The organism is Aminobacter carboxidus (assembly GCF_014863355.1).
Lineage (GTDB): Bacteria > Pseudomonadota > Alphaproteobacteria > Rhizobiales > Rhizobiaceae > Aminobacter > Aminobacter carboxidus.
In genome coordinates this window covers 1,076,825-1,100,710 of record NZ_JACZEP010000001.1, presented here as the reverse complement: position 1 = coordinate 1,100,710, position 23,886 = coordinate 1,076,825, and the positions used below count along the sequence as shown (strand labels likewise).

General features: G+C 61.7%; 16 protein-coding genes. 7 read left to right on the top strand and 9 right to left on the bottom strand.

The window, feature by feature from the left end; genetic code table 11:
* The first annotated feature begins 271 nt into the window (after positions 1-271).
* The 4 genes from IHE39_RS05195 to IHE39_RS05180 all read left to right on the top strand — a co-directional run bounded on the left by IHE39_RS05195 (position 272) and on the right by IHE39_RS05180 (position 12,328).
* The gene (locus IHE39_RS05195; protein WP_192565716.1) at positions 272-1,927 is read left to right on the top strand and encodes a tyrosine-type recombinase/integrase; all 1,656 of its coding nucleotides are present in this window, start codon (positions 272-274) and stop codon (positions 1,925-1,927) included.
* Positions 1,928-1,934: 7 nt separating this feature from the next.
* Entirely contained in the window at positions 1,935-2,444 is a 510-nt protein-coding gene (locus IHE39_RS05190) for a hypothetical protein (protein ID WP_192565715.1), read from the top strand.
* A 298-nt stretch (positions 2,445-2,742) separates the two neighbouring features.
* Positions 2,743-6,189: an STY4851/ECs_5259 family protein gene (locus IHE39_RS05185; protein WP_192565714.1), complete on the top strand. Its 3,447-nt coding sequence runs from the start codon at positions 2,743-2,745 to the stop codon at positions 6,187-6,189.
* A gap of 10 nt (positions 6,190-6,199) precedes the next feature.
* Positions 6,200-12,328: a DEAD/DEAH box helicase gene (locus IHE39_RS05180; protein ID WP_192565713.1), complete on the top strand. Its 6,129-nt coding sequence runs from the start codon at positions 6,200-6,202 to the stop codon at positions 12,326-12,328.
* A gap of 473 nt (positions 12,329-12,801) precedes the next feature.
* Here IHE39_RS05180 and IHE39_RS05175 read toward each other — a convergent pair whose 3' ends face one another.
* The 8 genes from IHE39_RS05175 to IHE39_RS05140 all read right to left on the bottom strand — a co-directional run bounded on the left by IHE39_RS05175 (position 12,802) and on the right by IHE39_RS05140 (position 20,531).
* Positions 12,802-13,149 carry a RidA family protein gene (locus tag IHE39_RS05175; RefSeq protein ID WP_184769014.1) on the bottom strand — a complete coding sequence of 116 codons (348 nt, stop codon included), beginning with the start codon at positions 13,147-13,149 and terminating at the stop codon, positions 12,802-12,804.
* A 522-nt stretch (positions 13,150-13,671) separates the two neighbouring features.
* The gene (locus tag IHE39_RS05170; RefSeq protein WP_192565712.1) at positions 13,672-14,211 is read right to left on the bottom strand and encodes a chromate transporter; all 540 of its coding nucleotides are present in this window, start codon (positions 14,209-14,211) and stop codon (positions 13,672-13,674) included.
* Between the two features lies 1 nt (position 14,212).
* Entirely contained in the window at positions 14,213-14,797 is a 585-nt protein-coding gene (locus IHE39_RS05165; protein ID WP_192565711.1) for a chromate transporter, read from the bottom strand.
* Position 14,798: 1 nt separating this feature from the next.
* The gene (locus IHE39_RS05160) at positions 14,799-16,433 is read right to left on the bottom strand and encodes an ABC transporter ATP-binding protein (RefSeq protein WP_192565710.1); all 1,635 of its coding nucleotides are present in this window, start codon (positions 16,431-16,433) and stop codon (positions 14,799-14,801) included.
* Between the two features lie 2 nt (positions 16,434-16,435).
* Positions 16,436-17,371 carry an ABC transporter permease gene (locus IHE39_RS05155; RefSeq protein WP_184769010.1) on the bottom strand — a complete coding sequence of 312 codons (936 nt, stop codon included), beginning with the start codon at positions 17,369-17,371 and terminating at the stop codon, positions 16,436-16,438.
* Positions 17,337-18,254 carry an ABC transporter permease gene (locus IHE39_RS05150; RefSeq protein ID WP_184769009.1) on the bottom strand — a complete coding sequence of 306 codons (918 nt, stop codon included), beginning with the start codon at positions 18,252-18,254 and terminating at the stop codon, positions 17,337-17,339. Before IHE39_RS05150 ends, IHE39_RS05155 begins: the two co-directional genes overlap by 35 nt.
* Before the next feature lie 76 nt (positions 18,255-18,330).
* A complete protein-coding gene (locus IHE39_RS05145; protein ID WP_246485382.1) occupies positions 18,331-19,857 on the bottom strand; it encodes an ABC transporter substrate-binding protein in 1,527 nt (508 codons plus the stop codon).
* Positions 19,858-19,904: 47 nt separating this feature from the next.
* Positions 19,905-20,531: an RraA family protein gene (locus tag IHE39_RS05140; protein ID WP_184769008.1), complete on the bottom strand. Its 627-nt coding sequence runs from the start codon at positions 20,529-20,531 to the stop codon at positions 19,905-19,907.
* 130 nt (positions 20,532-20,661) lie between these two features.
* On the opposite strand from IHE39_RS05140, the gene IHE39_RS05135 reads away from it, so the two are divergent.
* The gene (locus IHE39_RS05135) at positions 20,662-21,552 is read left to right on the top strand and encodes a LysR family transcriptional regulator (RefSeq protein ID WP_184769007.1); all 891 of its coding nucleotides are present in this window, start codon (positions 20,662-20,664) and stop codon (positions 21,550-21,552) included.
* Between the two features lie 113 nt (positions 21,553-21,665).
* Here the strand turns inward: IHE39_RS05135 and IHE39_RS05130 are convergent, their stop codons facing one another.
* The gene (locus IHE39_RS05130) at positions 21,666-22,049 is read right to left on the bottom strand and encodes a hypothetical protein (RefSeq protein WP_192565709.1); all 384 of its coding nucleotides are present in this window, start codon (positions 22,047-22,049) and stop codon (positions 21,666-21,668) included.
* 270 nt (positions 22,050-22,319) lie between these two features.
* Between IHE39_RS05130 and IHE39_RS05125 the strand changes: the two genes are divergently transcribed.
* Together IHE39_RS05125 and IHE39_RS05120 are read left to right on the top strand one after the other, a co-directional pair.
* Positions 22,320-23,279 (top strand): aspartyl/asparaginyl beta-hydroxylase domain-containing protein, encoded by a 960-nt coding sequence (locus IHE39_RS05125; RefSeq protein WP_192565708.1) that lies wholly within the window; start codon positions 22,320-22,322, stop codon positions 23,277-23,279.
* Between the two features lie 101 nt (positions 23,280-23,380).
* The gene (locus IHE39_RS05120) at positions 23,381-23,839 is read left to right on the top strand and encodes a hypothetical protein (RefSeq protein ID WP_184769004.1); all 459 of its coding nucleotides are present in this window, start codon (positions 23,381-23,383) and stop codon (positions 23,837-23,839) included.
* The last annotated feature ends 47 nt before the right edge of the window (positions 23,840-23,886 follow it).

Below are 23,886 nucleotides of genomic sequence, written 5' to 3'. Positions count from 1 at the left end.
TCTAGAGATCTTCCCAGGGGTACGGGTTGGTGACGATATCTGGATTGTTCCTGAGACCTGGTTGCCACCTGGAACCCTGAGACGATTAAGTAGCAGAACTCTCACGACCTCATGCTTTCCCGACAGTCGCAACGCAACGGCCGCTGTACCGCTTTACGATCAGAGCCTCCGAAAGTCCCTCCTGGCATTGGCTCTACCCCGCAGAACTCAATCAGGTGTTAGACGGGTTAAGGTCTCCACTTGGTTGGGAAGAGCGCGATGGCTGGTAAAAATGGCTCGATGGTCCGCAGGCGATCATTCAGCGCTGGACAGCCAGCTTTGGTCACATTTGCAATCAGTTGACTGGAAGAGAATGCGCTCGGCGCTTTCGCCGAGCTCCGGGTCGCAGATCACAATCAGCACTGTGATCAAGAATCTTGCCGAACTTGGCGGGCGTGGCGTCTTGTCGGATTTCCCCCTCAGCATACATTCGACTGAAGTCGAAACTGTCTCAATTGAGCCCTCTATTGAAACCACACGTCGCGGGCAATCGCCACCCAGCAAGCTGAAGCAGAAAAAGGGCAAGGTTACCGAGCCTTATAGCGAGCCCTTCGTTACGGAAATTGTTGGCCGAGCGTTGTGGCTACAAGACAATCTCGGCTCCGCGATAGTCGCCTGCTGGGCGGAGCTTCGGGCCCACGCAGCACAGTCAAAACGTAGCACGAGCCATCCCAAGACGATCGAAGAGCGAAGAGCCATAATAGCCAACTTCCCTTGGCGGGACCCCACGGGAAAGCGAGTGACTCAGCTCCCCTGGACCATGACTTGGGCGAGAGAGAAGAGAACAACCGCCGCATGGCCACCCCGCGATGCGATTAGTATCAACATCATGGTGGGCGTGATCCAAGCAATGAATTATTGCGTCCATAGTTTCTGTACCGGAGGCCGATCAAGCGAGTCGCTCGACGGCACTGACGGGTCTTTGGATCCGCACGGGACAGGTCGCTACGTAGCTAACACATTCAAGCTTGCCGAAGGGGAACGCGGTCAAGAACGCGATTGGCCCTTGCACCCTAGGGCCCTCAAGGCACTCCAGCTTCAACAGGAGATCGCGCGTGTCATTCGCCCTGAAGGCGAGGCACATCTCTGGGTGCTGCTTCAGGATGGAGCTGAACCGGCCGGCTCTCCCCTTCGGAATGTAAACGAGCCGGTGGTCCAGGCCGTGTCACAGTTGGGGTTAAGCCACCTCACGGGAAGTAGCAGACCACATTCGCACAGATGGCGTCACACCGTGGCGCGGTTAATAGCGCTGTGCGTGGCGGCGGCACCTCAAGTGCTGATGGATCTCTTCGGGCACAAGGATCTTGAGATGACATTGCAATATATGCTGTCTGATCCGGCCATCGCCCAAGACGTAAAGAAAGTTGCCGCCGAGATCGCATATGCGGTCGCCGGAGAGGCGCTGGCTGACGTTGAACTAGGGGCAGCGGCTGGCCCGGCCGCAGTATCCCTTCGGGTCGGCCTGGCTGACTTTAAGATGCGCCGCGGGGAGCATGCACTCGGAACAGACAGCATGTCCGAAGCGATCAGGATTTTGACCTTTAACGGCCGCCTTTGGGAATTGGTACGGCCAGGCGTCCTCTGCACCAAAGGCCTTGGGCAGTTCGGGCCGTGCACGCAGGGACGGGGATCACCAGATGCGGGTGCGTGCCGAACGGACTGTGATCACAGGCTTGAAATGGCTCGTGCCAAAGCGGATTGCGCCGGGGTGTTGGCGAGGCTGCTTGATGAACATGCCGCTGCCTCAGAAGAAGGCGCAGACCTGCTTGTTGCGAATATTGAGGGGCAAATCCTTGCCAATCTGTATCGCTGGGAGGACGTGCGGGAACGCATACTCGCAAGCAGCCACTCCGCGAGCATGATTTGGTCCAGCCGCAAAGCCGCGTAGAACCGGGATGGTAGATGTTCGCAAGCGACACTCCCGAGAAAAAGCTCCAAAGCTGAGGCCATCGGCTGGCCTCGCAGAGCAAGGGCGAAAAGCAGCTAGCCGAAAAGCCGCGACGACCCTCATCAAGATTGAACGCGCCAAACGGGCTATCGAGCTCGATCTCGAGCGATATGGTGGCCTGTATCCTTATGCGGAAGGAAGACTAACCGCAGAGGAAGTCCTGAGGCGCGCTGGCCTTGATCGCGCGCTCCTTCAGAAACCACGGCACAAGGACCTGAAAGGCAAGGTCAATGATTGGCTTAAGGCAATCAAGGAGAAGCAACTCAAGGGCAAGAAGGTTATCCGAAAGGCGGTTACGGAAAGGGTCGACAATGCCGAGGATAAGACTGACCTGATCAGGCAACAATGGGTCCAGGCCGAGCTTGAGTTCGTTGAGCAAGCTAACGAGATTGCTCGCCTTAATCGAAGATGCGCCGAGCTGGAGGAAGAGATTCGGGGTCTTCGATCCGCGATGTGAATGGTCCGTAAGTCATCCTATCTCGGGTCGGTCGGGAGCCAACTGAGTTGGTAGTGGCGACCCTCAACACCTCCGCTACCTGAAGGGAACATCCGGTTTCGAGGCGAACGCAGCGGAGATCATTTCGCGAGCAAAGCGGAATCGAGTCCCTTGCGGAAGCCCATTCGGAAATCGCGCACGGCGATTATTGCGGATATCCGGCTAAGGGTTTGAACACCCTTTCCGGAGCCCGCTTCAAGGTTGGGTTCCTTTCGCAGATAATTCGTGCAACCTAAGGTGGGGAAAAAAGGGTGGAGAATTGGGCGGAGAATATTCCGATCTGTCGTCTTTGCTAGACGAGCAGCTCGCCGAGATGTTCCAGCAGCGTCGGGATGACTTACAGTTTCTGGAAATTCTGAACCAGGAACTAAAGAGCCGAACAAGCGATGATGCACTGGAACTGCAAATAGAGGTGGTGACGCTACGCCGCGCTGCCCGCACAAGCGGGTGTGCAAGGATGGCGTCAAAACCATTGTCGTCGGGCCCTGTTCGCGAATGGCTCCGCGCTTATCTTGGCGCGAGAGGGCTGCCGCAGCCGAATGGCGAGCCCCTTTATCGCTACCGCATGGTCGACGCCGAATATGGTGCAGCGAAACGAATCTTGCACGAGCTTTCCAGCAGTGGTCGGCTGGTAACGCCGGACCGGCGCGCCGGCGCCCTGTTCGTCGCATTCTGCGCCGAGTGGTTCAGGCGTGAATCCGAGTCGACTTTTCTCAGATGGAATGAACTGGCCCCCGATATTTTCCCATCGGTCCCCTATCCGAGCAAGCAAGAACTCACACTCCTTGGGCTCGGATATTGGCGCCGCGAGCTTCGGACCAGCGACAACGCCCGTGAATTCCTCTTAACGCTGGCTCTCGAAGGCGGATTCCCGGTGCGAATCCTTACTGAGAACGAGCGAGGCTGGCTCAAATTCTATCTCCGGACGATAATGCGCCGTGCGATCACCCATCGCCTCGACACCCACCAGGATATCCTCGCGATCGCCGACGAAGAACGTGGCCGGATGCGCAAGAGCTATCAGCGGGACGACTTCATCGAGCTGTGTGCAGAACTCGCAGCACGCCTCATTCAGCTACGACGCGAAGCCGAAGACATAGGAGGCGGCAAAATCGCCAACTCGGCGGTTCTAGATGTCAAGCACCCTGGCTGGCTGGATGAGCTTCCTCTGTACGTCGCGGCCAAGGATTCCGGACTGGTGTCTGGCCTTTTGACCGATCTTCTCGACGAGAAGTTAAGCGGGCTGGCCACAGAAGGGGTGGAAGCCCGTCGGTTCCTTGTCAAACAGGATGGCCAATGGCGACCTGCCGTGCAAATCCTGGCCGATGGCGAGGTTTCAGTCTCCCGTCTCACAGCCCCCTCTATGGGAGCAAGGCTGCGCGCAATTCCGTCGGGCGAACTTGGCAAACATTATGGCGGCGAGCTTGCGCTGCTGGAGCCCCCGATCGGAGAGCAGCGGCGGTGGAGGATCCATCCGTCCTCGCGCGTCGCAAGACTTCTGGTTGACTACCCGTTCGTGGCACCTGTCACTGTCTCTCTTACCGCACCCGAGGGAGCCCCCACGCTCTGGACATGGCCAAGGGGAGATGCACTAAGGTCCGACGTTCTGGTGTTCCAGGAGGATGAGGGGTCGACGCCAGATCGGACGATTCTACGGTTTATTCGAGCAGGCTCCGTGAGCTCTCCGGCCAAAACGCTCCATGTGCTAGTTCCAAGGGACTGGACGGTGGAAGCTGGGTCAGAAGGTGTCATCGCCGAGATCGAAGATGTGCCGACGATCGCTTGCAAGCTCATACGTCTCAGCGGCACCGCCTATTTCCGGGCGAATGAACACGAGTCAGTCCGCTTCAGGATAGAGCCGAACACCGATAGCCGAGAACAAGAGCTCGAACTGACGACTATGGCAGGCCCCGGCTTCGAACTCGCCGACGGCCGGTTTGAGCTCGCGTTGTCTCCTGTCGCGCCCATGATCCGTGAGGAGCGAGGAAAGACGCGGCAGCCGAGACCGGGAGAACTCTTTCAGCGACGTCCCGGGGGCAAATGGCAGCCTCTAAACGGAGCCTTGCGTGGATTAGGATTGTTCGAGCTATCATGGCGGGATCCCGAAGCAGGCATACAGATCGAGAAGCGCCTGCTGTCGCTAATCCCGGAGAATGCGGCCATCCGGGGCGCGATGACCGCAATGCAAGCAGGTGAGATTCGCCTCAACAATTTGCCTGGGTGGAAAGTCTCGAGTGGAGATCCGTGCCGCGAGATGCACGAGATCGAGCCTGGCAGGCTGACGATCCAATTCCCCGGGCGACCGATCTACCGCCTACCTCTCACATTGCAGCCACCGGGCGGACCCGCGTTCGACATTGTTGTCCCGCTCGCAGGGAGAGAGGCCGGCATTGTCCTCGCGGACGGCGGGGTCATTCAGCCGGGGACTCGTATTGATCTGTCTCAATTGCGTGGCGCAATCGCAATCGCCCCGCGGCAGACGACGCTTCAGGTCGCGCCTAAGGGCTCAAGGTCGGGTTTCAAGAAAGAGATCGATGGCGAGCTGCCCCTCGGAATTCTACGGGCTGCGATCAGCGAGACCTTGGCTACCTTGCCGAACCAGGACGACCTCGTCGAGCTAGACTTCCTCGGCGATTTCCGCCTGCCGATCCGCGTTTCTCGCTATCGTTACGAGCAGCTCAGCATCATTGACGGAAAAGTCAGCTGGACGTCTCACAATGGTGCCGGGGTGCGCCTCGTTGGACGGATGCTCCTGAAGCCGGCGTACGAACATGAACTCGAACTCGATGTTTTCGGGTTGTGGCGTTTGCCGGAACGCTGTTTCGGGCCGTGCTTAGTCTATCTGAGGGAAGGAATCGATGTCGTTTCCCGACCAGCTCCCCTAAGCCGAACAAGTCAGGCAGGGCTCTCGTCTAGAGGCCTGGCCGCCTGCATTTCAATCTCCGACTATGAGGAGCGGCGCCAAGCGCTCGTCATCGCCTTGCGGCATTGCGGGCAGGGAAAGGATGAGACCGAGGACCTCGAATGGCTACTTGACGCCGCTCTCAACCTGAACGGCCTGCCAGCCAGCGCATTTGATGCCCTGAAGCTGCTACCCGAGGTTCCGGAGGCCGCGCTTCGCCTTCTGGTCAGCGCTAGAGATGAGGGTGACCGCAGCGTTATCTGGGCACTGCAGGACGAGCTCCCCTTTCTGTGGATGGGGTTGCCGCTGAAGAGCTGGGCGACGGTGTTTCATGCTGAGTACGCTGCGGTCCAGGAGGCTCTAGAGCCCGTTCTCGGGGCTCAGAAAGCGGCAGGTGCGGCGCTCGGGCGGCTGACGTCGCTTCGTGATGGTCTATTGGCGCTGGAGCCCGCTCTCATTTCGATTTTTGCACGCATCGGATTGCCATCCGCCGTCTCGCCCGGCAGGCCATCGCTCAAGGAATTGACCAGCAGTTACGTAGCGGCTCAATTTCACCGAGGCAGCGAGATGCCGAACGACATTGCGTCATCTCTGGCATCGCGAGGTATACGTATCCACGAGGACATTGCGTCGAAATCTCACGAGTCCTTTGCCGGCCTCTTTGCACCTGCTTTGCTCGCCCTTGGCGTCCACGAAAAATTCTCGGTAGACCGAGAGCAATCTCTGATCGTTCGGCAGGCGCTGCGCTCGGACCCAGCATATGTCGCGGGCGCATGGTCCCATTTCCTAGATTATTACAGCTGATGGGATCCCAATGACCCCTTTTGAAATTCTTGAAGAGGTAAAACGGCGAACGGCCGAAGCCATTATTGCACAGTCTGGTCTGGCACATGACGGCCTGCGTCGTCATCTGCGAGAGTTATTGGCGGGAAGCAGCCGGACCGGCTCGCTCCTGCAGGAGCCTGTTCTGGAGGGTGCCCATCCGTTCGTCACCTCGGCCGAAGCGATGGTGGCGCTGTCTGGAAAACTGCTGCATCACGATCTCGTCGAGGCGCTGGACGCCCTTCCTGAGGGCCACGACTATCGCTTTCCGAAGAGTCGCAAGCCGTTCCGGCATCAGACAGACGCCTGGCGCTGTCTCACCATGCCAAATCCGCAATCGGTTCTCGTGACGTCCGGAACGGGTTCAGGAAAGACGGAGTGTTTCCTCCTTCCGATTCTGAGCGACCTGGCGGCCCAAGCTTCAGCCGGGCGTGGATCGCTCGAAGGTGTTCAGGCCATCATGCTCTACCCGCTTAACGCGCTCATCGAAAGCCAGAAGGAGCGGCTGTCGGCGTGGACGAAACCTTTCGGGGGCAAAATTCGGTTCTGTCTCTACAACGGAGATCTGCCCCAGGACGCTAGGGATTCCGCGCGACGGAACACGCCCGAGCAGGTCATCGATCGCGTGCAACTAAGGACGAGTCCTCCCCCCATTCTCGTCACCAACGTCACTATGCTCGAATACATGCTGGCGCGTCGGGAAGACCAGCCGATCATCGAGACATCCAAGGGCAAGATCAAATGGATCGTCCTCGATGAGGCTCACGCGCTGGTCGGCGCGGCTGCGGCGGAGATCGCACTGCTTCTTCGACGTGTCCTTCTGGCATTCGACGTCAAACCGGATGAGGTGCGCTTTGTCGCGACCTCGGCCACGATCGGATCGGGCGAGAAGGTGCGCGAACACCTGCAGAGGTTCCTGGCGGATGTCGCAGGCATTCCGGACAGCCAGGTCCATGTGATCGAAGGGCATCGCATGATGCCCGCTCGTCCTCAGGATACCGTTTCCGAAGGGAAGACGGACATTCGGCAAGCTACCCCATCTCAACTCTTCGATACTCTGGGGCGAGATGCAGAAACCTGGCGCCTGGTGGAAAGGCTGTTTGCAGGCGGCGTTCCCTTGGCTGCTTTCGAAGCGCCGGCGCGACGCTTTGACGTGACCCCACCGGATCTTGTCACGGCGCTGTCGAGAGCTGCGCGCAGCAACGACATCGGTGAAGAGGTACGCCTCGCTCCTATCCGCCTCCACGCATTTGAGCGGGCTGTCGCAGGCGTTTGGAGTTGCATCAATTCCGGTTGCGACAGGCGGCCACCGGATTGGCCTTTCGGAGACATCCTGCCAGACCGTGCGGACAAATGCCCGTGCTGTGGCGCGCCAGTGCTGGAAATCGTGAGTTGCACGGAATGTGGCGAAGCGTATCTCGAAGGAACCGAGAGAGGTTCGCGCCTTGCAGCGCCGCTTCGCAACCCGCCGCGGGACGAGTTTGCTTTCGACCGTGCCCGGGAAGGCGACGACGGTGAGGCAGATGAATCCGAGGATCCCGACAGCGACGAGCGGGCGGATGATGAAGACAGCCAGTTGGAACTAGACCGCCTCTTTGCCGCCAATCCAACGCCTGCGGCGCGCAGTTTCTGGCTTGATCGACAAAAAGGGTGGCGTGTCGTCGATGCGCCTGCCGAAAACGGCCTCACACTGCATTGCGAGGATCATTTCGGCAGCCGTGCATGCCCACATTGCAAGCCCCGGCCCGGGAAGGATCACGAAGCGAGGCGGCTGAGGCCTCTGCGCTTCGGCGCTCCGTTCATTCTCGGCAACGCCGCTCCAATCCTGCTTGAGGGGGTGGAGCCCGCCAAGGCGTCGGAGGGTGTCCAGTTGCCCAGCGGCGGACGGCGGCTGCTCTCCTTCACTGACAGCAGGCAGGGCACCGCGCGCATGGCGGCCAAGCTTCAGGTGGAGGCCGAACGCAACTTCGTGCGTTCCTTCGTCTATCACCAGGTGCAGGCATCGATGATGCCTGCACCTGGTGCTGCCGAGGAGATTGCGAAGGTCGAAGCGGATCTCGTCGGACTGGAGACCGCTTTCGCTCAATCTCGTGTTCCCGCCCTCCAAGGCATGATCGCTTCTCACAAGGCACAACTGAAGGCCCTCGCAGCGGGACGCACGGATGGTATCGCCTGGCCGGAGCTTGTGAGCCGACTGGCCGAGCGGATCGAGGTATCGGAGTGGATTCTGCCGATCTGGCAGTCGAGAGATGAAGAACTCTTCACGAGCGCACACAAGACAGCCGAATTTCTTCTGCTCCGCGAGTTCTCTCGACGCCCGAAGCGGGCGAATTCCGTCGAGACGCTTGGGCTTGCCCGGCTGCGCCACCCAGCTGTCGATCGCCTCACGCCATCCCAGCTTCCCGACGCATTCCGGCGACGTGGCAAGACGATCGAGGAATGGCGATCCTACCTGGACGCGGTCCTCACGCATTTCGTGCGCGCCAACGGCTTCGTGGCGATCGATCAGCAGATGCACCACTGGATCGCACACAAAAGCCACCGACATTCGCTGGTCGGACCGGAAGACGATACATACGGCGACAAAAGGCTGCGCGCCTGGCCAAACGGCCACTTTCGTGCAAACCCAAGGTCGCGGCCGGTCGCTTTCTTGCTTCAGGGCCTCGGACTTGACTTGGGTTCGGCGACCGATCGCGCCGATCTCGACGAATGCCTGCAGGCGGCCTGGCGGCAAGTTCTGTCGACATTTTCGGCCGATCCAGAGCGGCGCATCTTCGATTTCGACAAGGCTTTCGTCGCGCCCCTGATCCAGGGGTTCCATTGCTCCGTGACGCGGCGCATCCTCGATGCCGCGCCCTTTGGATTGACACCGTACGGACTGGACAATGGCACAGAGGATCGGCGTCATGCCCTCCCGATATCCCTGCCGCGTCACCCGTCCCCGATGCTTGGCCGCGTCGATCTCGAATCCTTGCGAAAGGTTACTCGAGAGTGGATCGAAGCCGATCCGACAATCAATGAACTAAAGGGCAAGGGACTCTGGCTCGCCTTCTCCGATCGAATAGCGCTGTTTGCCGACTACGCACGTTCGGCGGAGCATTCCGCTCAACAAGACAGCCGCCGCCTGCGTCGCTACGAGCAAGAGTTCAAGGACGGCAGGATCAACATCCTGAATTGCTCGACCACGATGGAGATGGGCGTCGACATCGGTTCAGTTTCGTCTGTGATGATGACGAACGTGCCGCCATCCATCGCAAACTATCGTCAGCGTGTCGGCCGCGCCGGTCGCCGCGGCCAGGCTGTGGCGCTCGCCTTCACCTTCTGCAAGGATCGGCCGCTCGATCGGGAGGCTTTCCGCGACCCTTCAGGTTTCCTGCTGCGCTCGATGGCTGCGCCCAAGGTGACGTTAAGCAGCCGACCAATCGTGCAACGTCACGTGAATGCATACCTTCTGGGCGCCTTCATGCGCGAGCGGGCCGGCGATGCACTAAAAATGCAGATCGGTGCGTTTCTGGGATGCCCTGCCGACATCAAGGAGTCCCGGCCGTTGAGGGCGGATCGTCCGGTCGAGATCTTCGTGGAGTGGCTCGAGCGACCCGGAACGGCGCAAGCCCATCAGGAAAGGATCAATCACCTCACGAAGCGGTCGATCCTGGAACGCGACTTGACGCTGATTCAGAATACCCGGGACGCCATTGTCCAGGCGACGAGGACTTTCGTTGCAGACTGGGAGGGACTCGTCGCGCTCGCCAAGGACGAAGGCGTCAGGGAAGCAGGCCAGACGCGTATGACCGTCGAACTCAAGCGTCTTTGCGGCGAGTTCCTCTTGAGCGGACTGGCCGACAGGGGATTTTTGCCCGGGCACGGCTTCCCAAGCGATGTCGTGACGTTTCTCCCGGGCAAGCAGTTCAAGTTGCCCGACGAAACCACTCCGGACGGAAACCGTCATCGGAGGGCGGTCGGCCCACAGCGTTCTCTCGATCTCGCTATTCGGGACTACGCCCCCGGTTCCGAAGTCGTGCTCGACGGGCTTGTCCATAAGTCCGCCGGGGTCACGCTGAACTGGAAGAGGCCGGCCAGCGAAGAAGGCATCGCCGAAATACAGAGCCTGCGCTTTCATTGGCGCTGCGCGGAATGCGGTGCGTCAGATACAAAACGTGGTGGACGACCAGATTGTTGCCATGTCTGCGGTGCCGAGAAACCGGAGACGATCGAGTTTCTCCGTCCGGCGGGCTTTTCCGTCGACCCGCGGGAGCGGGCCCATGCAGAAACCGACACGCCTACCTATGTGCCGCCGGAAGACCCTATCGCATCGACGAGAGGGACACCGTGGGGCAGTCTGCCGGTTCCGGAGCTCGGTCGCTTCCGCTGCAGCAGCGAAGGTTTGGTCTACTATTCCAATCGTGGCGGCGGAAGCGGATATGGCTACGCGATCTGCCTGCATTGCGGGCGGGCCGAAGCCGACATGGACAATCACGGACTAGCCACTCCGCCGCCCGCCTTGGTCGGTCACAAGCCGTTGCGCTACCGAAAGGGTGAAGATTTTTGTCCGGGCAATGAGCGTCCGTTCGCCATCAAACGGAATGTGTCACTCGGCCACGAGATAACGACTGACGTCCTGGAACTGCAGCCACAGCATCCGCTGCGGCGTGCGGGTGCCAATGCGCTCGTGATCGCACTGCGCGAGGCCCTGGCACAGGAACTCGGGATCGAAGCCGACGAGATGGGATTCGCGGTCACCAGGAGTCGTAATGGACTGGGCGCGGACGCAGTCTCGCTGTTCCTCTTCGACCGTGCTGCCGGCGGTGCCGGTTTCGCCACGTCGTTCGAATTTATGATGCGTCCTGTCATCAAGCGTGCGGAGCGAATCCTCGATTGCGAAACACCGGGTTGCGAGTCAGGCTGCGCATCCTGCGTGTTAACGTCGGACGCGCCGGACGGAAAAGACGAACTCGATCGCCGCGCTGCACTTGATTTCGTTCGGAAGCATTTCAGCTTTCCCCTCGACCTCGACGACCGGGACAAGTTCGCACCTGATGCCGAGCTTTCTCTGGTGCCGATTGATGAAATCCACCGCGAGCTTGGCCGCGCCGCCCAGTCCCAGCTCACAATCTTCCTTCCGCAATGGCATGCCACATCGGCAGCAACCGACTGGGGTCCGAAGCAGCAATTCCTGTCCTGGTCTTTGAAAGGGCATCGAGTGCGCCTGGCGTTGCCTAAGGCAAAGCTAATGCAGCTCAACTCGGCCGAGAAGCTGGCGCTCCGTGATTTTGCTCTACGCTATCAGATATCCCTTGTGTCAGCAGATGCGCCGCTGTTCGAAAACGGTTCGGTCGCCATTGCAGCGGTGGAGGGAGACGCGTCTTGCGCTGTTTGGACATCGTCTGAGGAGGACGCATGCGCCATGGGGCCGACATGGGGCCGCCCCATACACCGCCCCTTAGCGAAGGCGGCCATGCCGATCGAGGCCCCAACTTCCGCTATTGATCTCGAAGACTTGCTACCTCCACCCGGTGCGCAGTTGATCGAGGTCGGAACCGAACTCGACCTCGACCTTTCAACTTTCGGCGCGCGTGCAGCCGGACTCCTAGGTGATCTGCTGGAGAAGTGCGGGGCATGGGAGAATGTCCCCATTTCGCGGATCGTCTATCAGGACGGGTATGTTTCTTCTCCGCTCGTCGCCCGCTTGTTGATCGAAACCGTAAGCCATCTTGCTTCCAGTTCCGGATCCACCGAAGCGGAACTCATTGTCGAAACTCGTCCGCCGCGTGTTCTCGAGCAACGGGGCGATCCGTGGCAGCTCTGGCACGACTGGCGGGAAGCTGCCGATCAGCACGATGTGGTGACGCTTCTGGGCAGACAGCGAGGACTTCGCGCCTCGCTGCAGCATAAGGAAGTACCTCATGGTCGTTACCTGAGGGTCGAATACGAAAACGGCGCCCGCGCGACAATTGTCTTGGATCAAGGATTTGGAGCCTGGACGCCGCCGCGCAACCTTCGTGTGCGGCACGACTTCCAGGCAGATGCGGCAGCCCAGGCCCGTCAGCTCGCCGCGATCAATGTGGTCCTGCAAAGGAAGGGGAGCGGAGGTACATACGTGGTTGCGATGCCTGGCGGGTAGTTCGGTCCGCAAACATGGCGGCGTTCGGTATCCGAAGATTCGCAGCTAAGCTTCATCACGCTGTGTTGGGTTGGATGACGGGCCCCCGGCATACTCTTTTCAGGTATGCCAACAATCAAGATACTGTTTCCCCTAGATAAATATGCCGACCCCTAATTCCTTTTGTGGGGCGACGTCAGGCTGTAGCTGAGTTTGGCCCACGCCATTCACGCATTGAGTTGAAAAATAGGCCGCCTCAGTGCGGCCTATTCTTTTGAGGGGTGCAGATGGATCGCAGGCGCCGCCGGGGCAAGCCCGAGGATGACGAAGTGGAGGACCGCTCCAACAATCACCACCCAAGACCGCGAAACAGTTCGTGCCACTCGCTGCGCAGAATTCACCCGCGAAAGCGCTCGTACTCAATCCGCCAACTTTCCTGCGCGTTCGTCGGTCAGTGGGCTCACCCTTCACGCTGTGGCGTTCTGGTACCTCGTCTACCGGGCGGCGACCGCAGTGATTTCCACACCGAGATCAGGATAAGCGAGCCTGGATTCGACCGTCGCCCTCGCCGGCGCCTCGCCGGCAATGACCCATCTGTCCCAGGCCTCGTTCATCTGGTCGAAGTTCGACATATCAGCCAGATAGATCTGCACCATGGCGAGGTTCCTCTTTGTCACCCCAGCCTGCGCCAACGTCTCATCGAGCAACTGGAGGACTTCCTCCGTCTGTTCGCGCACCGATTGGCCTCGCGTCTTCTCTGCGGTGTGGCCAGCGACGAATATCAGGTTGCCAACGACAACCGCGTCACTCCACCGGGCATCGGGATTTATTCTTTCAAGCATCGGATCATCCTCTGTCGCGACTCCGCCACACTGCTATCCTTGATAGGTCGCCTGAGGGCAAGAGACGTTCGTCGATGGCAAATGGCTGCTCCATCCGGCGCCGACGTCGCTACTCTTCGATCGCGTTCGCTGAGGCCCGAAAGCGCCCCAGCACTCCGCCTCAATTCGCGGCGCAGTTCGGCAGCGCGATGGCGTCGCCGGTCGATGTCGGTCGACGGCAAGAAAGGCGGAATCCGCGTCGTACTCGTCCGCTGCCACCCTTCACGCTTGAGCTCGGCTCCAGCCGCTCCATCAGACGAACAAGCTACATCAACCCATCCAATGAGCTAATTGTCTCTGTGCCACCGAAGGGCGTAGATTCGAGCTTGGGAAGGTGGGGTAGTGCGCCGGCGCGGTGCCTTAAATCCTAGGTGTGAGTATTGCGTCGGCTGCCCCACCCCAACGCCCACCGCGCAATGCAGACGGCCCGACTTGGCTAAGTCCAAGCGGGCCGCTCTTGCATGCGCTGTCCGCCCAAGCCAATCAGTCGCCCAGGCTGTACAGCGCCGATGTCGTGGCAGCACCCAGGACCAGAATTCCGAGTGTCGGGAACCTTGGCATCCAGGTCAGGATCGCGGCGGACGCAACCGCGATTGCTGCGGCCACAAGGCCACCGCCGGAAAGCCGAAAAATGGAGATCACGCCGGCGATGACCAGCCCGACGCCAACCGGCGCAAGGCCCTCGCGCATGGCCTTGTGCCACCGCTTCGCCTTGTGGGCGTTGGACACCTTGATGACGCCGTAGCAGAGCAGCGAAGACGGCAAAAACAGCGCCAGGGATGCGGCGAGCGCGCCCCACCAGCCGGCGACTTTCCAGCCGATCAGCGTCGCCAGCATCGTGCCGGGCCCGGGTGCCGCGCGGGATATGGCGAACAGGTCGATGAACTCGCGGCTGCTGATCCAGCCGTGAACGGCGACGGATTCGTGCTGGATGCCAGCGATGATCGCCGAGCCGCCGCCGATCGACAGCAGCGAGAACGGCACGAAAACCGCGATCAGGGTGACAAGGTCGTCGTCGCGCATCTCAGCTCCTGCGCCAGGCAAGGGCGACGCTGACCGGCGCAATCACGAGGACCAGCGGGATCAGCGGCAGCTTCAACAGGCCGACGGCAATTGCCACGGCGGCGATGACGACAAGGCCGGGCGGGAACTTCGTCGCACGCTGCACACCCTTGAGGCAGATCACCAGCAAGAGCCCGAGCGCGGCGTAGGCCACGCCATTCGACGCCGCCTCCAGCATGGTGACGTCGGGCAGGCTGTCGAACAGGGCGCTGAGCGCGATCACGGCAAAGAACGGGCCGACGAGGAAGCCCAGCACGCAAGCGACGCTGCCGGCCAGACCGCGCAGTTCGTCGCCCATGCAGATCACCAGGTTGACGACATTGGCGCCGGGCAGCATCTGCGAAATCGCCAGCGAACTGGCGAAATCCTCGTCGCTGATCCAGCGGTTGCGCGCAACGAACTCTTGGTAGAGCCAGCCGGAAAGCCCTCCGCCAAAGCTCAGCAAGCCGATCTTCAGGCAGGTCAGGAACAAGGCGCCCAAGCCCGGCGCGGGCCGCGCGGCGATGGCTACCGGCAGTTCGGCCGTGGGGTCGGGAACCGCCGTCATCTCAGGCCGCCAGCGCGCCCGGATGCACTTTGCTCGCCGCCAGCAGACGCCTGGTGTAGTCGTGCTGCGGGTTGCCATAGACCTGTTCGGTCGGCCCCTGCTCGACGATCCGGCCCTGATACATCACCACCACCGAGGTGGCGAAATCCCTGACCAGCGCGAGGTCGTGAGCAATGAAGACGTAGGACAGGCCCATCTCGCGGCGCAGTTCCTTGAGCAGGTCGATGATCTGCGCCTGGATCGAGACGTCGAGCGCCGACACTGCCTCGTCGCAGACGATCAGCTCCGGTTGCAGCGCCAGCGAACGGGCAATGGCGATACGCTGCCGCTGTCCCCCCGAGAACTGGTGCGGGTAGCGCTCGGCATGTTCGGGCAGCAAGCCGACCTTGTGCAGCAATTCGGCCACGCGCTGGCCCCATTGCTGCTTTGGCAGCACGCCCGCATGGATCGCCCATGGCTCGGAGACGATCTGCTGCACGGTCATGCGCGGATTGAGCGAGGCGGTCGGGTCCTGGAACACGAACTGCATGCGCCGCCTAACCTTGAAGGTCTCGGCCGCAGACAGCTTGAGCAGGTCCTTGCCGTCGAAGTCGATCGAGCCCGCCGTCGGCACGTCGAGCCCGAGCAGCATGCGCGCCAGCGTCGACTTGCCTGAGCCGGACTCGCCGACGATGCCGAGCGTCTCGCCCATGGACAGGGTGAAGCTCGCGTCGTCGACGGCGCGGACCTGCGGCTGCGGCGCGCTCGAAAACAGCTTGAGCCGGCCGAAATAGACCTTGGAGACGTTGCGGACCTCGAGCAGCGGCGTCGGCCCAGCCTCGGCGGCCTTGTTGACGCTGAAGCCATGGCGGCCCGGCACCGCATCGAGCAGGCGCTGCGTATAGGGATTGCTCGGCTGCGACAGCACCTTGGCCACCTCGCCGGCCTCGACGATGCGACCGGCCTGCATGACCACCACCTTGTCCGCCACCTTCTCGACCACGCCGAGATCATGGGTGATGATGACCATGCCCATGCCGCTCTCGCGCTGCAGCTCTTTCATCAGGTCGAGCACCTGCGCCTGCACGGTGACGTCGAGCGCACTCGTCGGCTCGTCGGCGATCAGCAGGTCTGGCTGCAGCGCGATTGCCGACGCGATCATGATGCGCTGGCGCTGGCCGCCCGAAAACTGGTGCGGATAATCCTGCGCCCGGCGCTCGGGGTCGGATATGCCAACACGGCCAAGCAGGTCGATGGCGCGCCGGCGCGCCGTGTCGGGCGCGATGCCATGGACAAGCATCGTCTCGGCAATCTGCCAGCCGACCGGATAGACCGGATTGAGGGCGGCGAGCGGGTCCTGGAAGATCATCGAAATGTTCTTGCCGTTGACCAGCCGTCGTTGCTCGACACTTGCCTGCAGCAGGTCGCGGCCACGAAACAGGATCTGTCCCGACGAGATGACCGCCGGCGGCGTGTCGATCAGGTTCATCACCGCCGAAGCGCTGACGCTCTTGCCCGAGCCGCTTTCGCCAAGGATCGCCAGCGTTTCGCCCTGGTCGACCGACCAGCTGACGTCGTTGACGGCATGGACGATGCCCTTGCGCGTCGGGAACTGGATGCTGAGGTTCTTGACCTCAAGAAGGCGTGGTTCTGACATTGTCATTCCGCCGATGTTTGCAGGCGCCAGCGTTCGACCGGATCGGTGGCGACGCGGAGCCAGTTCGAGAACAGGTTGAGCGACATGGTGACGAGCATGATCGCCAGGCCCGGCCAGAACGCCACCCACCAGGCCGAGCCGATGTAGTTGCGCCCGTCCGACACCATTAGGCCCCAGGTGATCTCGGGCGGCTGGATGCCGATGCCGAGGAAACTCAGGCCGGATTCGACGAGCATGACGAAGGCCATTTCAAGTGCTGCGAGATTGATGACTGTCGGCAGCACCATCGGGGCGACATGGCGAAACAGGATGCGCGGGGTCGAAGCACCCATGGCGCGGGCCGAGGTGACGAACAGGCGTTCCTTGAGCTCTAGCACCTCGGCGCGCACGGTGCGCAGGAAGATCGGCACGCGCGAGATGGCAAGCACCAGGATGACGTTGGCGACGCCCGGCTCGAACACGAACAGCACGATGACGGCCAGAAGCAGCGACGGAAAACTCATGATGGCGTCCGCCAGGCGCAGCAGGATCGCGCCGATGGCACCGCCCTTGAAGCCGGCAACAAGCCCGAGCGCACCGCCGATCACCAGCGAGGTGAGCACCGCGGTACCGGCGATCAGCATGGTGTTCTGGCTGGCGACGATGATGCGGGCAAGCACGCTGCGCCCGAGCGCATCGGCGCCGAGGATGTAGAGCCAAGGACGGTCGAGCGAAAACGGTGCGGCGTTGCGCTGCATCAGGTTCATGGCGCGGGCCTGGTCGGCGAGCAGCGTCGGGCCGACGACGACGCAAATCATGACGACGACGAGGAAGGCAGCGGAAACCAGGGCCACCTTGTCGCGTGCGAGGCTCGACGCAATGTCGCGGAATGCCGACGGCGCTGCCTGTGCGGGCCTGGCCATCTCAGCTGTGCCGGATGCGTGGATCGACGAGCGCATAGGTGATGTCCACAACGATGTTGATGATGAAGACGGCAAGTGCCGTGACGAGGACTGCGGCCTGGATGACGGCGAAATCGCGCAACAGCACGGAATCGATCATCAGCTTGCCGATGCCGGGGAAACCGAACACGGTTTCGACGATGACCGCGCCGTTGACGATGCCGGCAGCCTGGTCGCTGGCGACCGTGATGACGGGCAAAAGCGCGTTGCGCAGCGCATGGACGAAGACGATGGCCCTGGAGCGCACGCCCTTGGCGCGCGCCGTTTTCACATAGGCCGACGACAGCGCGGTGATCATCGACGACCGCACCACCTGAACCAGCACGCCTGTCGGCCTGAGGCACAGGACAGCGATCGGCAGGACCCAGTGCCACGGCGTGCCGGTCCCGGAGGTCGGCAGCACACGCAGCCACACGGCGAAGACGATCACGCCGACAATCGCGATCCAGAAGTTCGGCGTGCTCGCGCCGATCAGCGAGATCAGGCTGGCGATACGGTCGAACATGCCGCCGGGACGGAAAGCGGCGAGCGAGCCGGTGACGATGGCGACGGCGATGACGATCGGCATGGTGATGGCCGCCAGCATCAGGGTCGTCGGGAAAGCCTGGAGCACGACCTGGACAGCGGGCTTGGAGTACTGGATCGACTCGCCGAGGTCGAACTGCAGCAGGCCAACGACGAAGCGGCCGAACTGGACATAGACAGGATCGTCGAAACCGAAGCGCTGGTTGAACTGGTCGCGCATCTCCTCGGTGGCGTCGAGCGGCAGATAGAGGTCGGCGGGAGAGCCCGTCAGCCTGGCCAGGAAGAAGACGAGGATGATCAGCAGCGCCAGCGAAAGCAGGCTTTGCAGCGACCTCTTGTAGATGAAATTGCCCATGCTCCGCCTCCTCCGCCGGATACTGGTACGTGGAACGGTAGGTTGGCGCCGGCGAGCGGCCGGCGCCGTCCCAAAGTTATGAAGGCGACTTTACGACCAGCTTGGCAAGCTGCAGCTCGACTGCGTTGGCAATGGTCGGAGTGAAGTCGAGGCGCTTGCCGACCCGCATGTAGTTGACCATGTGGAATAGCGGCGCGTCGGCGACCAGATCCTCGTAGATGTAGCGGAAGGTCTCCTGGTAGAGCTTGGCGCGTTCATCGCCCGAGGCCATGCCCGCTTCGGTGATCAGCTTGTCGACCTTGGCGTCGTGGAGTTCGCTCTGGCGGCCATCGCTGTGGTACTTGAAAAACGCGGTGAACTGGGCGTCGCCGCTGTTGTTGTCGTGCATGGTCAAAAGCGCGTTGGCTTCGCGGTTGGCAGCAAAGGGCTTGTTTGCCGCTTCCAGCCACTGCGTCATTTCGAGATTGTCGAGCTTGATCTTGAAGCCGACGGCGCGGAGCATCTCGGCAGCGGCCTCGACGAACTCGTTGGAGTTGGCGAACATGCCGGGGCGGCCGATCATACGAATCTCGGTGTCGACGGGCACGCCCGCCGCCTTGGCTTCGGCGAGCAGCGCCTTGGCCTGCTCGGGATCGTAGGGCCACGGCACCAGCTTGGCATTGTGGCCGAGCACGCTCGGGCCGACCTGCTGGGTGGCAAGTTCCGCCTTGTCGCTGATGACGCTGCCCAGGAATGCCTTGCGGTCGATCGCCAGGTTGAAGGCCTTGCGCACGCGGATGTCGTTGAGCGGGGCGATGTCTGCGGACAGCCGGAACATGGCGCTGTCGGAGTTCGGGTAGACCTTGTCCGTATCCGGATTTGTCGCATCCTGCGGCGCGATCGAGAAGGCCAGGTCGGCTTCGCCGGTTTCGACCATGGCCGCGGCCACGGACGATTCCGTGCGCCAGACATAAGTCGCCTCTGCGATCTTCGGCGCCTCGCCCCAATAGCCGTCGAAACGCTTGATCTTGACGTTCTCGCCCTGGGTCCAGCTGACGAAGTCGTACGGCCCGGTACCGATCGGGTCGGCCGTGTACTCGCCCTTCGGCGTCTTGGCCGATGCTATCGCCAGCTGCGCCAGCAGCGTTGGCAGGATCGGCATCGGCGTCTTGGTGGTGAAGACGACGGTATTGTCGTCGACCGCCTTGGCGGTGATGTCGACGCCGCCGAAATATTTGGTGCGGGTGATGCAGGTCAGCTTGGGATCGAGCGTGCGCTCGAGCGAGTAGACGACCGACGCCGCATCGAACGGCGTGCCGTCATGGAACTTCACGCCCTTGCGCAGGTTGAAGCGCCATTCGGTCGGCGAGGTCTGCTCCCAGCTCTCTGCCAGGCGCGGCACGGTGGTCTGCTTGGCGTAGTCCAGCTCGACCAGTGTTTCGACGACGTTTTGCTTGATGATGCGGCCGATGACCGAGCGTGGAGTCTCGCATGGATCGAGACGGTCCGGACCGCCCGGCAAGACGATGGTCACGGCATCGCCCGACTGGGCCATGGCCGCTGGCATCGGCGACAGAAGCAGCGCCGTCGAAAGCCCTAGTGCGGTTTTCCTGAATGCGTTCATTTCAAACTCCTCCCGAGTTCTAGTTGATTTCGTGAATTCCGTCGCTGCTAGACGGCGCGCAGGCGCGCACCCGTCCTGAAGCCCTCCAGCTTCAGTCGTTCCTTCTCCTCCTGGGCACGGATGCCGGGCAGGATGTCGGCCGCCACCTTGGGCGAAAGGGCGACGATGCCGTCCTCGTCGCCGACGACCAGGTCGCCCGGATGAACGACGAGGCCGCCGATGGCGACGTCGACGTTGATGGCGCCGGGGCCATTCTTGTAGGGACCGCGATGGGTGACGCCGCGGGCGTAGCAGGGCAGCTTGCTGGCCCGGATTGCAGCGACGTCGCGGATCGACCCGTCGATGACGAAGCCGGCGACACCGATGGATTCGGCGTGGGCCAGGATGATCTCGCCGATCAGCGCCTGGCTTGTGTCACCACCGCCGTCGACGACGATGACGTCGCCGGGGCGGGCAATGCGCAGCGCCGCATGGATGGCGAGATTGTCGCCGCGGCGCGTTCGCACCGTCAGCGCCGTGCCGACCAGCTGTCCGCCGGCATGATAAGGCAGCAGACCCACCGCGCCCGGAAGACGGTCCAGATTGTCGCTGACGATCGACGTCGCGACATTGGCGTATTGCTTCAGCAGTTCGTCTGAAACGGGCGCCGCGGACGGCAGTTCGGTGACGGTCATGATATCTCCTCCCTTGGCGACCGCGGACCAGCGGCCTCCAGTCATCAAAGGGATAGGAGTGTCACCTCCTGAAGAAAAGCGATATTAATGCATCAGAAGACATCGCCATTCTTCATATCAGGAGGAATTCATGTTCACGATCAAGCAGATGGAAGCGCTCTACTGGGTCAGTACGCTGGGCAGTTTCGAGGCCGCGGCCGACTATCTGAACATGGTCCAGTCGACAATCTCCAAGCGCATCGGCGAACTCGAGGCCAAGTTTTCGACGCCGCTTTTCCACCGCACCGGGCGCAAGCCGGTCCTGACGACGAAGGGCGAGGAGATCCGCACCATCGCCGAGCAAATGTTGCGCCTGAATGATCGCCTGAACTCGCTGGCGAAGAAATCGTCGGTACCGTCGTTCCGCTTCCGCCTCGGCGTCACCGATCTGGTCGCGCTGTCATGGCTGCCCGAATTGCTGTCGGGCATCCTCGACCGCTATCCGATGATCACGCTCGAACCCGAGATCGACCTCACCGCGTCCCTGCTCGAGCGCCTGGTCGACCGCCGCCTCGACTTCGTCATCTGCCCGCGCGTCATCCAGGAGCCACAATTCGTCAGCACGCCGCTTGGCGCCATCGAACTGGTGTGGATGTGCAGTCCGAAGCTTCTGGGCGGCAAGGACAATGCGACACTGAACGACCTCACCAAGCATCCGCTGCTGATCCAGACGACCGGCTCGATCCTGCGGCCGATCCTGCACAGCGTCATCGACAACCCCAACCTGCCGTTCAAGCGGACGATTTCGTGCAACAATATGGTGGCGCTGGCCCATCTGGCCGCTCACGGCATGGGCGTCACCATCCTGCCGCACGCCTTCTTCAGGAACATGATCGCTGACGGCCGGCTCTGCGTCGTGCATACCGAGATGGAACTGCCCAACCTCGAATACTTCGCAACGTTCCGCAACGACTACCACGTCCAGTTCTGCGAGGAGGTCGCCGCCATCAGCGCCGAGATTTGCGATTTCAGGCTGCAGTGAAGAGCCATGCCGCCGTAGCTGGCGGCAGCACGCGACTTGCACCGGGCGTCGGATCCGGCCCAGCGATGGCCGGCATCTTGGCGGCTACGACACCTGCCGCCTCGCAAGCTCCCTCAACACCGCTTCACCCCGCCTCGCCTGGCGCAACGCCTCGGGCCGCCCGCGCTCTGGTCAGCGACAGCGGGCCCCGCGTCTGCGTCTGATATGCCGTAGCGCTTGTAGAATTCGGCATTGTCGCGTTCGATCTGCGCGCGCATCAGCTTGTCGTGGCGGATGATCATCGCATCGCGCCCGGCCCGGCCCGCTGTCGTGGTGACGAGGCTGATTGCGCCCATCGGAAGCATCGAGGCCGCGGCACCCGCCACCCCTTGCGTGGTACCAAGGGCTGCCGCCTCCGCCATCATCCGCTTTTCCAGCTTGCGGGTGTCGTCGGAATAATCGGGGCCTTCGAAGCTCGACTCGGTGGCCGTCGTGCAGGCCACAACCTGCGCCGCCATGCAGATAGACCGCACCCGCATTCGAAACCTTGCGTTTCCTGCCATTCGCCAACCTCCGCGCGAGAGCCGACAAATGCCGGCGGCCTGGTGGGCCGTTGAGACGCCAGCCCCAGACCTCTAGCCGGGCGGAAAGACCCCGTCTTGGAGGCAACGGAACGACCTATGCGTGGACGGAACAACAAGCGACCAATCACAAGGCGCCAGCCGCGCAATGCTGCGGTAATGCGCCATCCCTACTTGCTCGCGCGGAATGGTTGCAAAGGAGAACTTATGCAAGTTTCCGTGGTTTTGCTGGCGCTTGTTGCCGCGAGTATTGTCTACGTCTACCGGTTCCGCGGCGAAGCCCGCTACAAAAACCTGTCCGAGTACATTCGCAAGGGCTGGCCGATCTTCACGCCGTTCAATTGCGTGTTGTTCATGACCACGCTGCCGCGTGGTTCAAAGGCTGTTCTCGACCCGGTCGAGTTCCCCGAAACAGACCTGCTTCGCCAGAACTGGCAGACCATCCGCGACGAAGGACTGGAGCTCGTGCGCCAGGGTTACTTCGACGCCACAAAACGTCCGGGCACGGCAGGCTCTTACGATGTCGGCTTCCGGACGTTCTTCAAATATGGCTGGAGCCGATTCTACCTCAACTGGTACGGCTACACGCACCATTCCGCGAGACGGCTCTGTCCCAGGACGGTTGAGATACTGCAGCAGGTGCCTGCAGTGCATGGCGCGATGTTCGCCTTCCTGCCGGCGGGCGCGCAACTCACCAGACATGCCGATCCTATTGCCGTATCCCTGCGCTACCATCTTGGCCTTGCCACACCCAACTCGGACGCCTGCTTCATCAATGTCGATGGCCGCAATCAGAGCTGGCGCGATGGCGAGGTCCTCATGTTCGACGAGACCTACCTGCACTATGTCCGCAACGACACCGACTCCGATCGCCTCATCTTGATGTGCGACGTCAAGCGCCCGCTCAACCCAATCGGAGCGCTGTTCAACTTCTTCTATCAGGGAATAACGCGCGCCTCGGTGGTGCCCAACACGCCGGAAGACAATCGTGGCCTGGCCAACAGGGTCTTTGCCTGGCTTGCGCCACTGCTGGCACGCAACAAGGCACTAAAGTCGACCAACCGGCCATTGTACTATTTCATCAAGCGGTCGGTGAACATTCTGCTCGTGCTGCTGTTGCTGGGGCTGGTTACCGGGGTGACCCAGTTGCTTGGCCGACTGGTCTGAACGCACGACACGACGGAACAGCCTGAGCGCCAGACGCAACCGACCGCGGTTGCGTCTGGCACTGGTTGCAGCCACACTCGGCAGCAACGACGGAGGCTCAGATGAACATTCGCACCGCTGCTTTTGCCGTGGCATTGCTGATACCAGCGCTAGTGCGGGCCGAAGACATAAGATGGTTCGGCAATGCCAGCGGCGATGGCGGGGCGTCCCTCATCTACGGGACTCCGGAGAGCGACTATGCCCCGTTGTCATTCTCCTGCGAGAACCGAAGCAAGGAGGTGGTATTCACCTATGAATTCGAGCCAGCCAATAAGAGCGGGCCGGTCGTGGTCACCCTCCGCGCGGGCGACATCGAAGTCCCCATCAACACCAAGGCCGAGCATCTTGAGGAAGCCGATCTGCACCTGTTGATCGGCAAGGCTGTGCTCGACGAGCGGCTTGTCGACCTGCTTACGTCCCGGACCAAGCTTCGGGTCGTCGTCGGGGACGGTTCCGCGGAGTTTCCGCTCGACGGCACGCGCGAGGCGGCGAAAGACCTGTTCGCCACCTGCAAGGCATAGGGCCCGCCTGCCCCGACTGACGGCCGGAACCCCTCCACCGATCAGGC

Coding starts and splice junctions, on each gene's coding strand:
- IHE39_RS05195 (WP_192565716.1), top strand. CDS start 272: ATGGCTCGATGGTCCGCAGGCGATCATTCAGCGCTGGACAGCCAGCTT.
- IHE39_RS05190 (WP_192565715.1), top strand. CDS start 1,935: ATGGTAGATGTTCGCAAGCGACACTCCCGAGAAAAAGCTCCAAAGCTG.
- IHE39_RS05180 (WP_192565713.1), top strand. CDS start 6,200: ATGACCCCTTTTGAAATTCTTGAAGAGGTAAAACGGCGAACGGCCGAA.
- IHE39_RS05175 (WP_184769014.1), bottom strand. CDS start 13,149: ATGCTTGAAAGAATAAATCCCGATGCCCGGTGGAGTGACGCGGTTGTC.
- IHE39_RS05170 (WP_192565712.1), bottom strand. CDS start 14,211: ATGCGCGACGACGACCTTGTCACCCTGATCGCGGTTTTCGTGCCGTTC.
- IHE39_RS05165 (WP_192565711.1), bottom strand. CDS start 14,797: ATGACGGCGGTTCCCGACCCCACGGCCGAACTGCCGGTAGCCATCGCC.
- IHE39_RS05160 (WP_192565710.1), bottom strand. CDS start 16,433: ATGTCAGAACCACGCCTTCTTGAGGTCAAGAACCTCAGCATCCAGTTC.
- IHE39_RS05155 (WP_184769010.1), bottom strand. CDS start 17,371: ATGCGCTCGTCGATCCACGCATCCGGCACAGCTGAGATGGCCAGGCCC.
- IHE39_RS05150 (WP_184769009.1), bottom strand. CDS start 18,254: ATGGGCAATTTCATCTACAAGAGGTCGCTGCAAAGCCTGCTTTCGCTG.
- IHE39_RS05145 (WP_246485382.1), bottom strand. CDS start 19,857: ATGAACGCATTCAGGAAAACCGCACTAGGGCTTTCGACGGCGCTGCTT.
- IHE39_RS05140 (WP_184769008.1), bottom strand. CDS start 20,531: ATGACCGTCACCGAACTGCCGTCCGCGGCGCCCGTTTCAGACGAACTG.
- IHE39_RS05135 (WP_184769007.1), top strand. CDS start 20,662: ATGTTCACGATCAAGCAGATGGAAGCGCTCTACTGGGTCAGTACGCTG.
- IHE39_RS05130 (WP_192565709.1), bottom strand. CDS start 22,049: ATGGCGGCGCAGGTTGTGGCCTGCACGACGGCCACCGAGTCGAGCTTC.
- IHE39_RS05125 (WP_192565708.1), top strand. CDS start 22,320: ATGCAAGTTTCCGTGGTTTTGCTGGCGCTTGTTGCCGCGAGTATTGTC.
- IHE39_RS05120 (WP_184769004.1), top strand. CDS start 23,381: ATGAACATTCGCACCGCTGCTTTTGCCGTGGCATTGCTGATACCAGCG.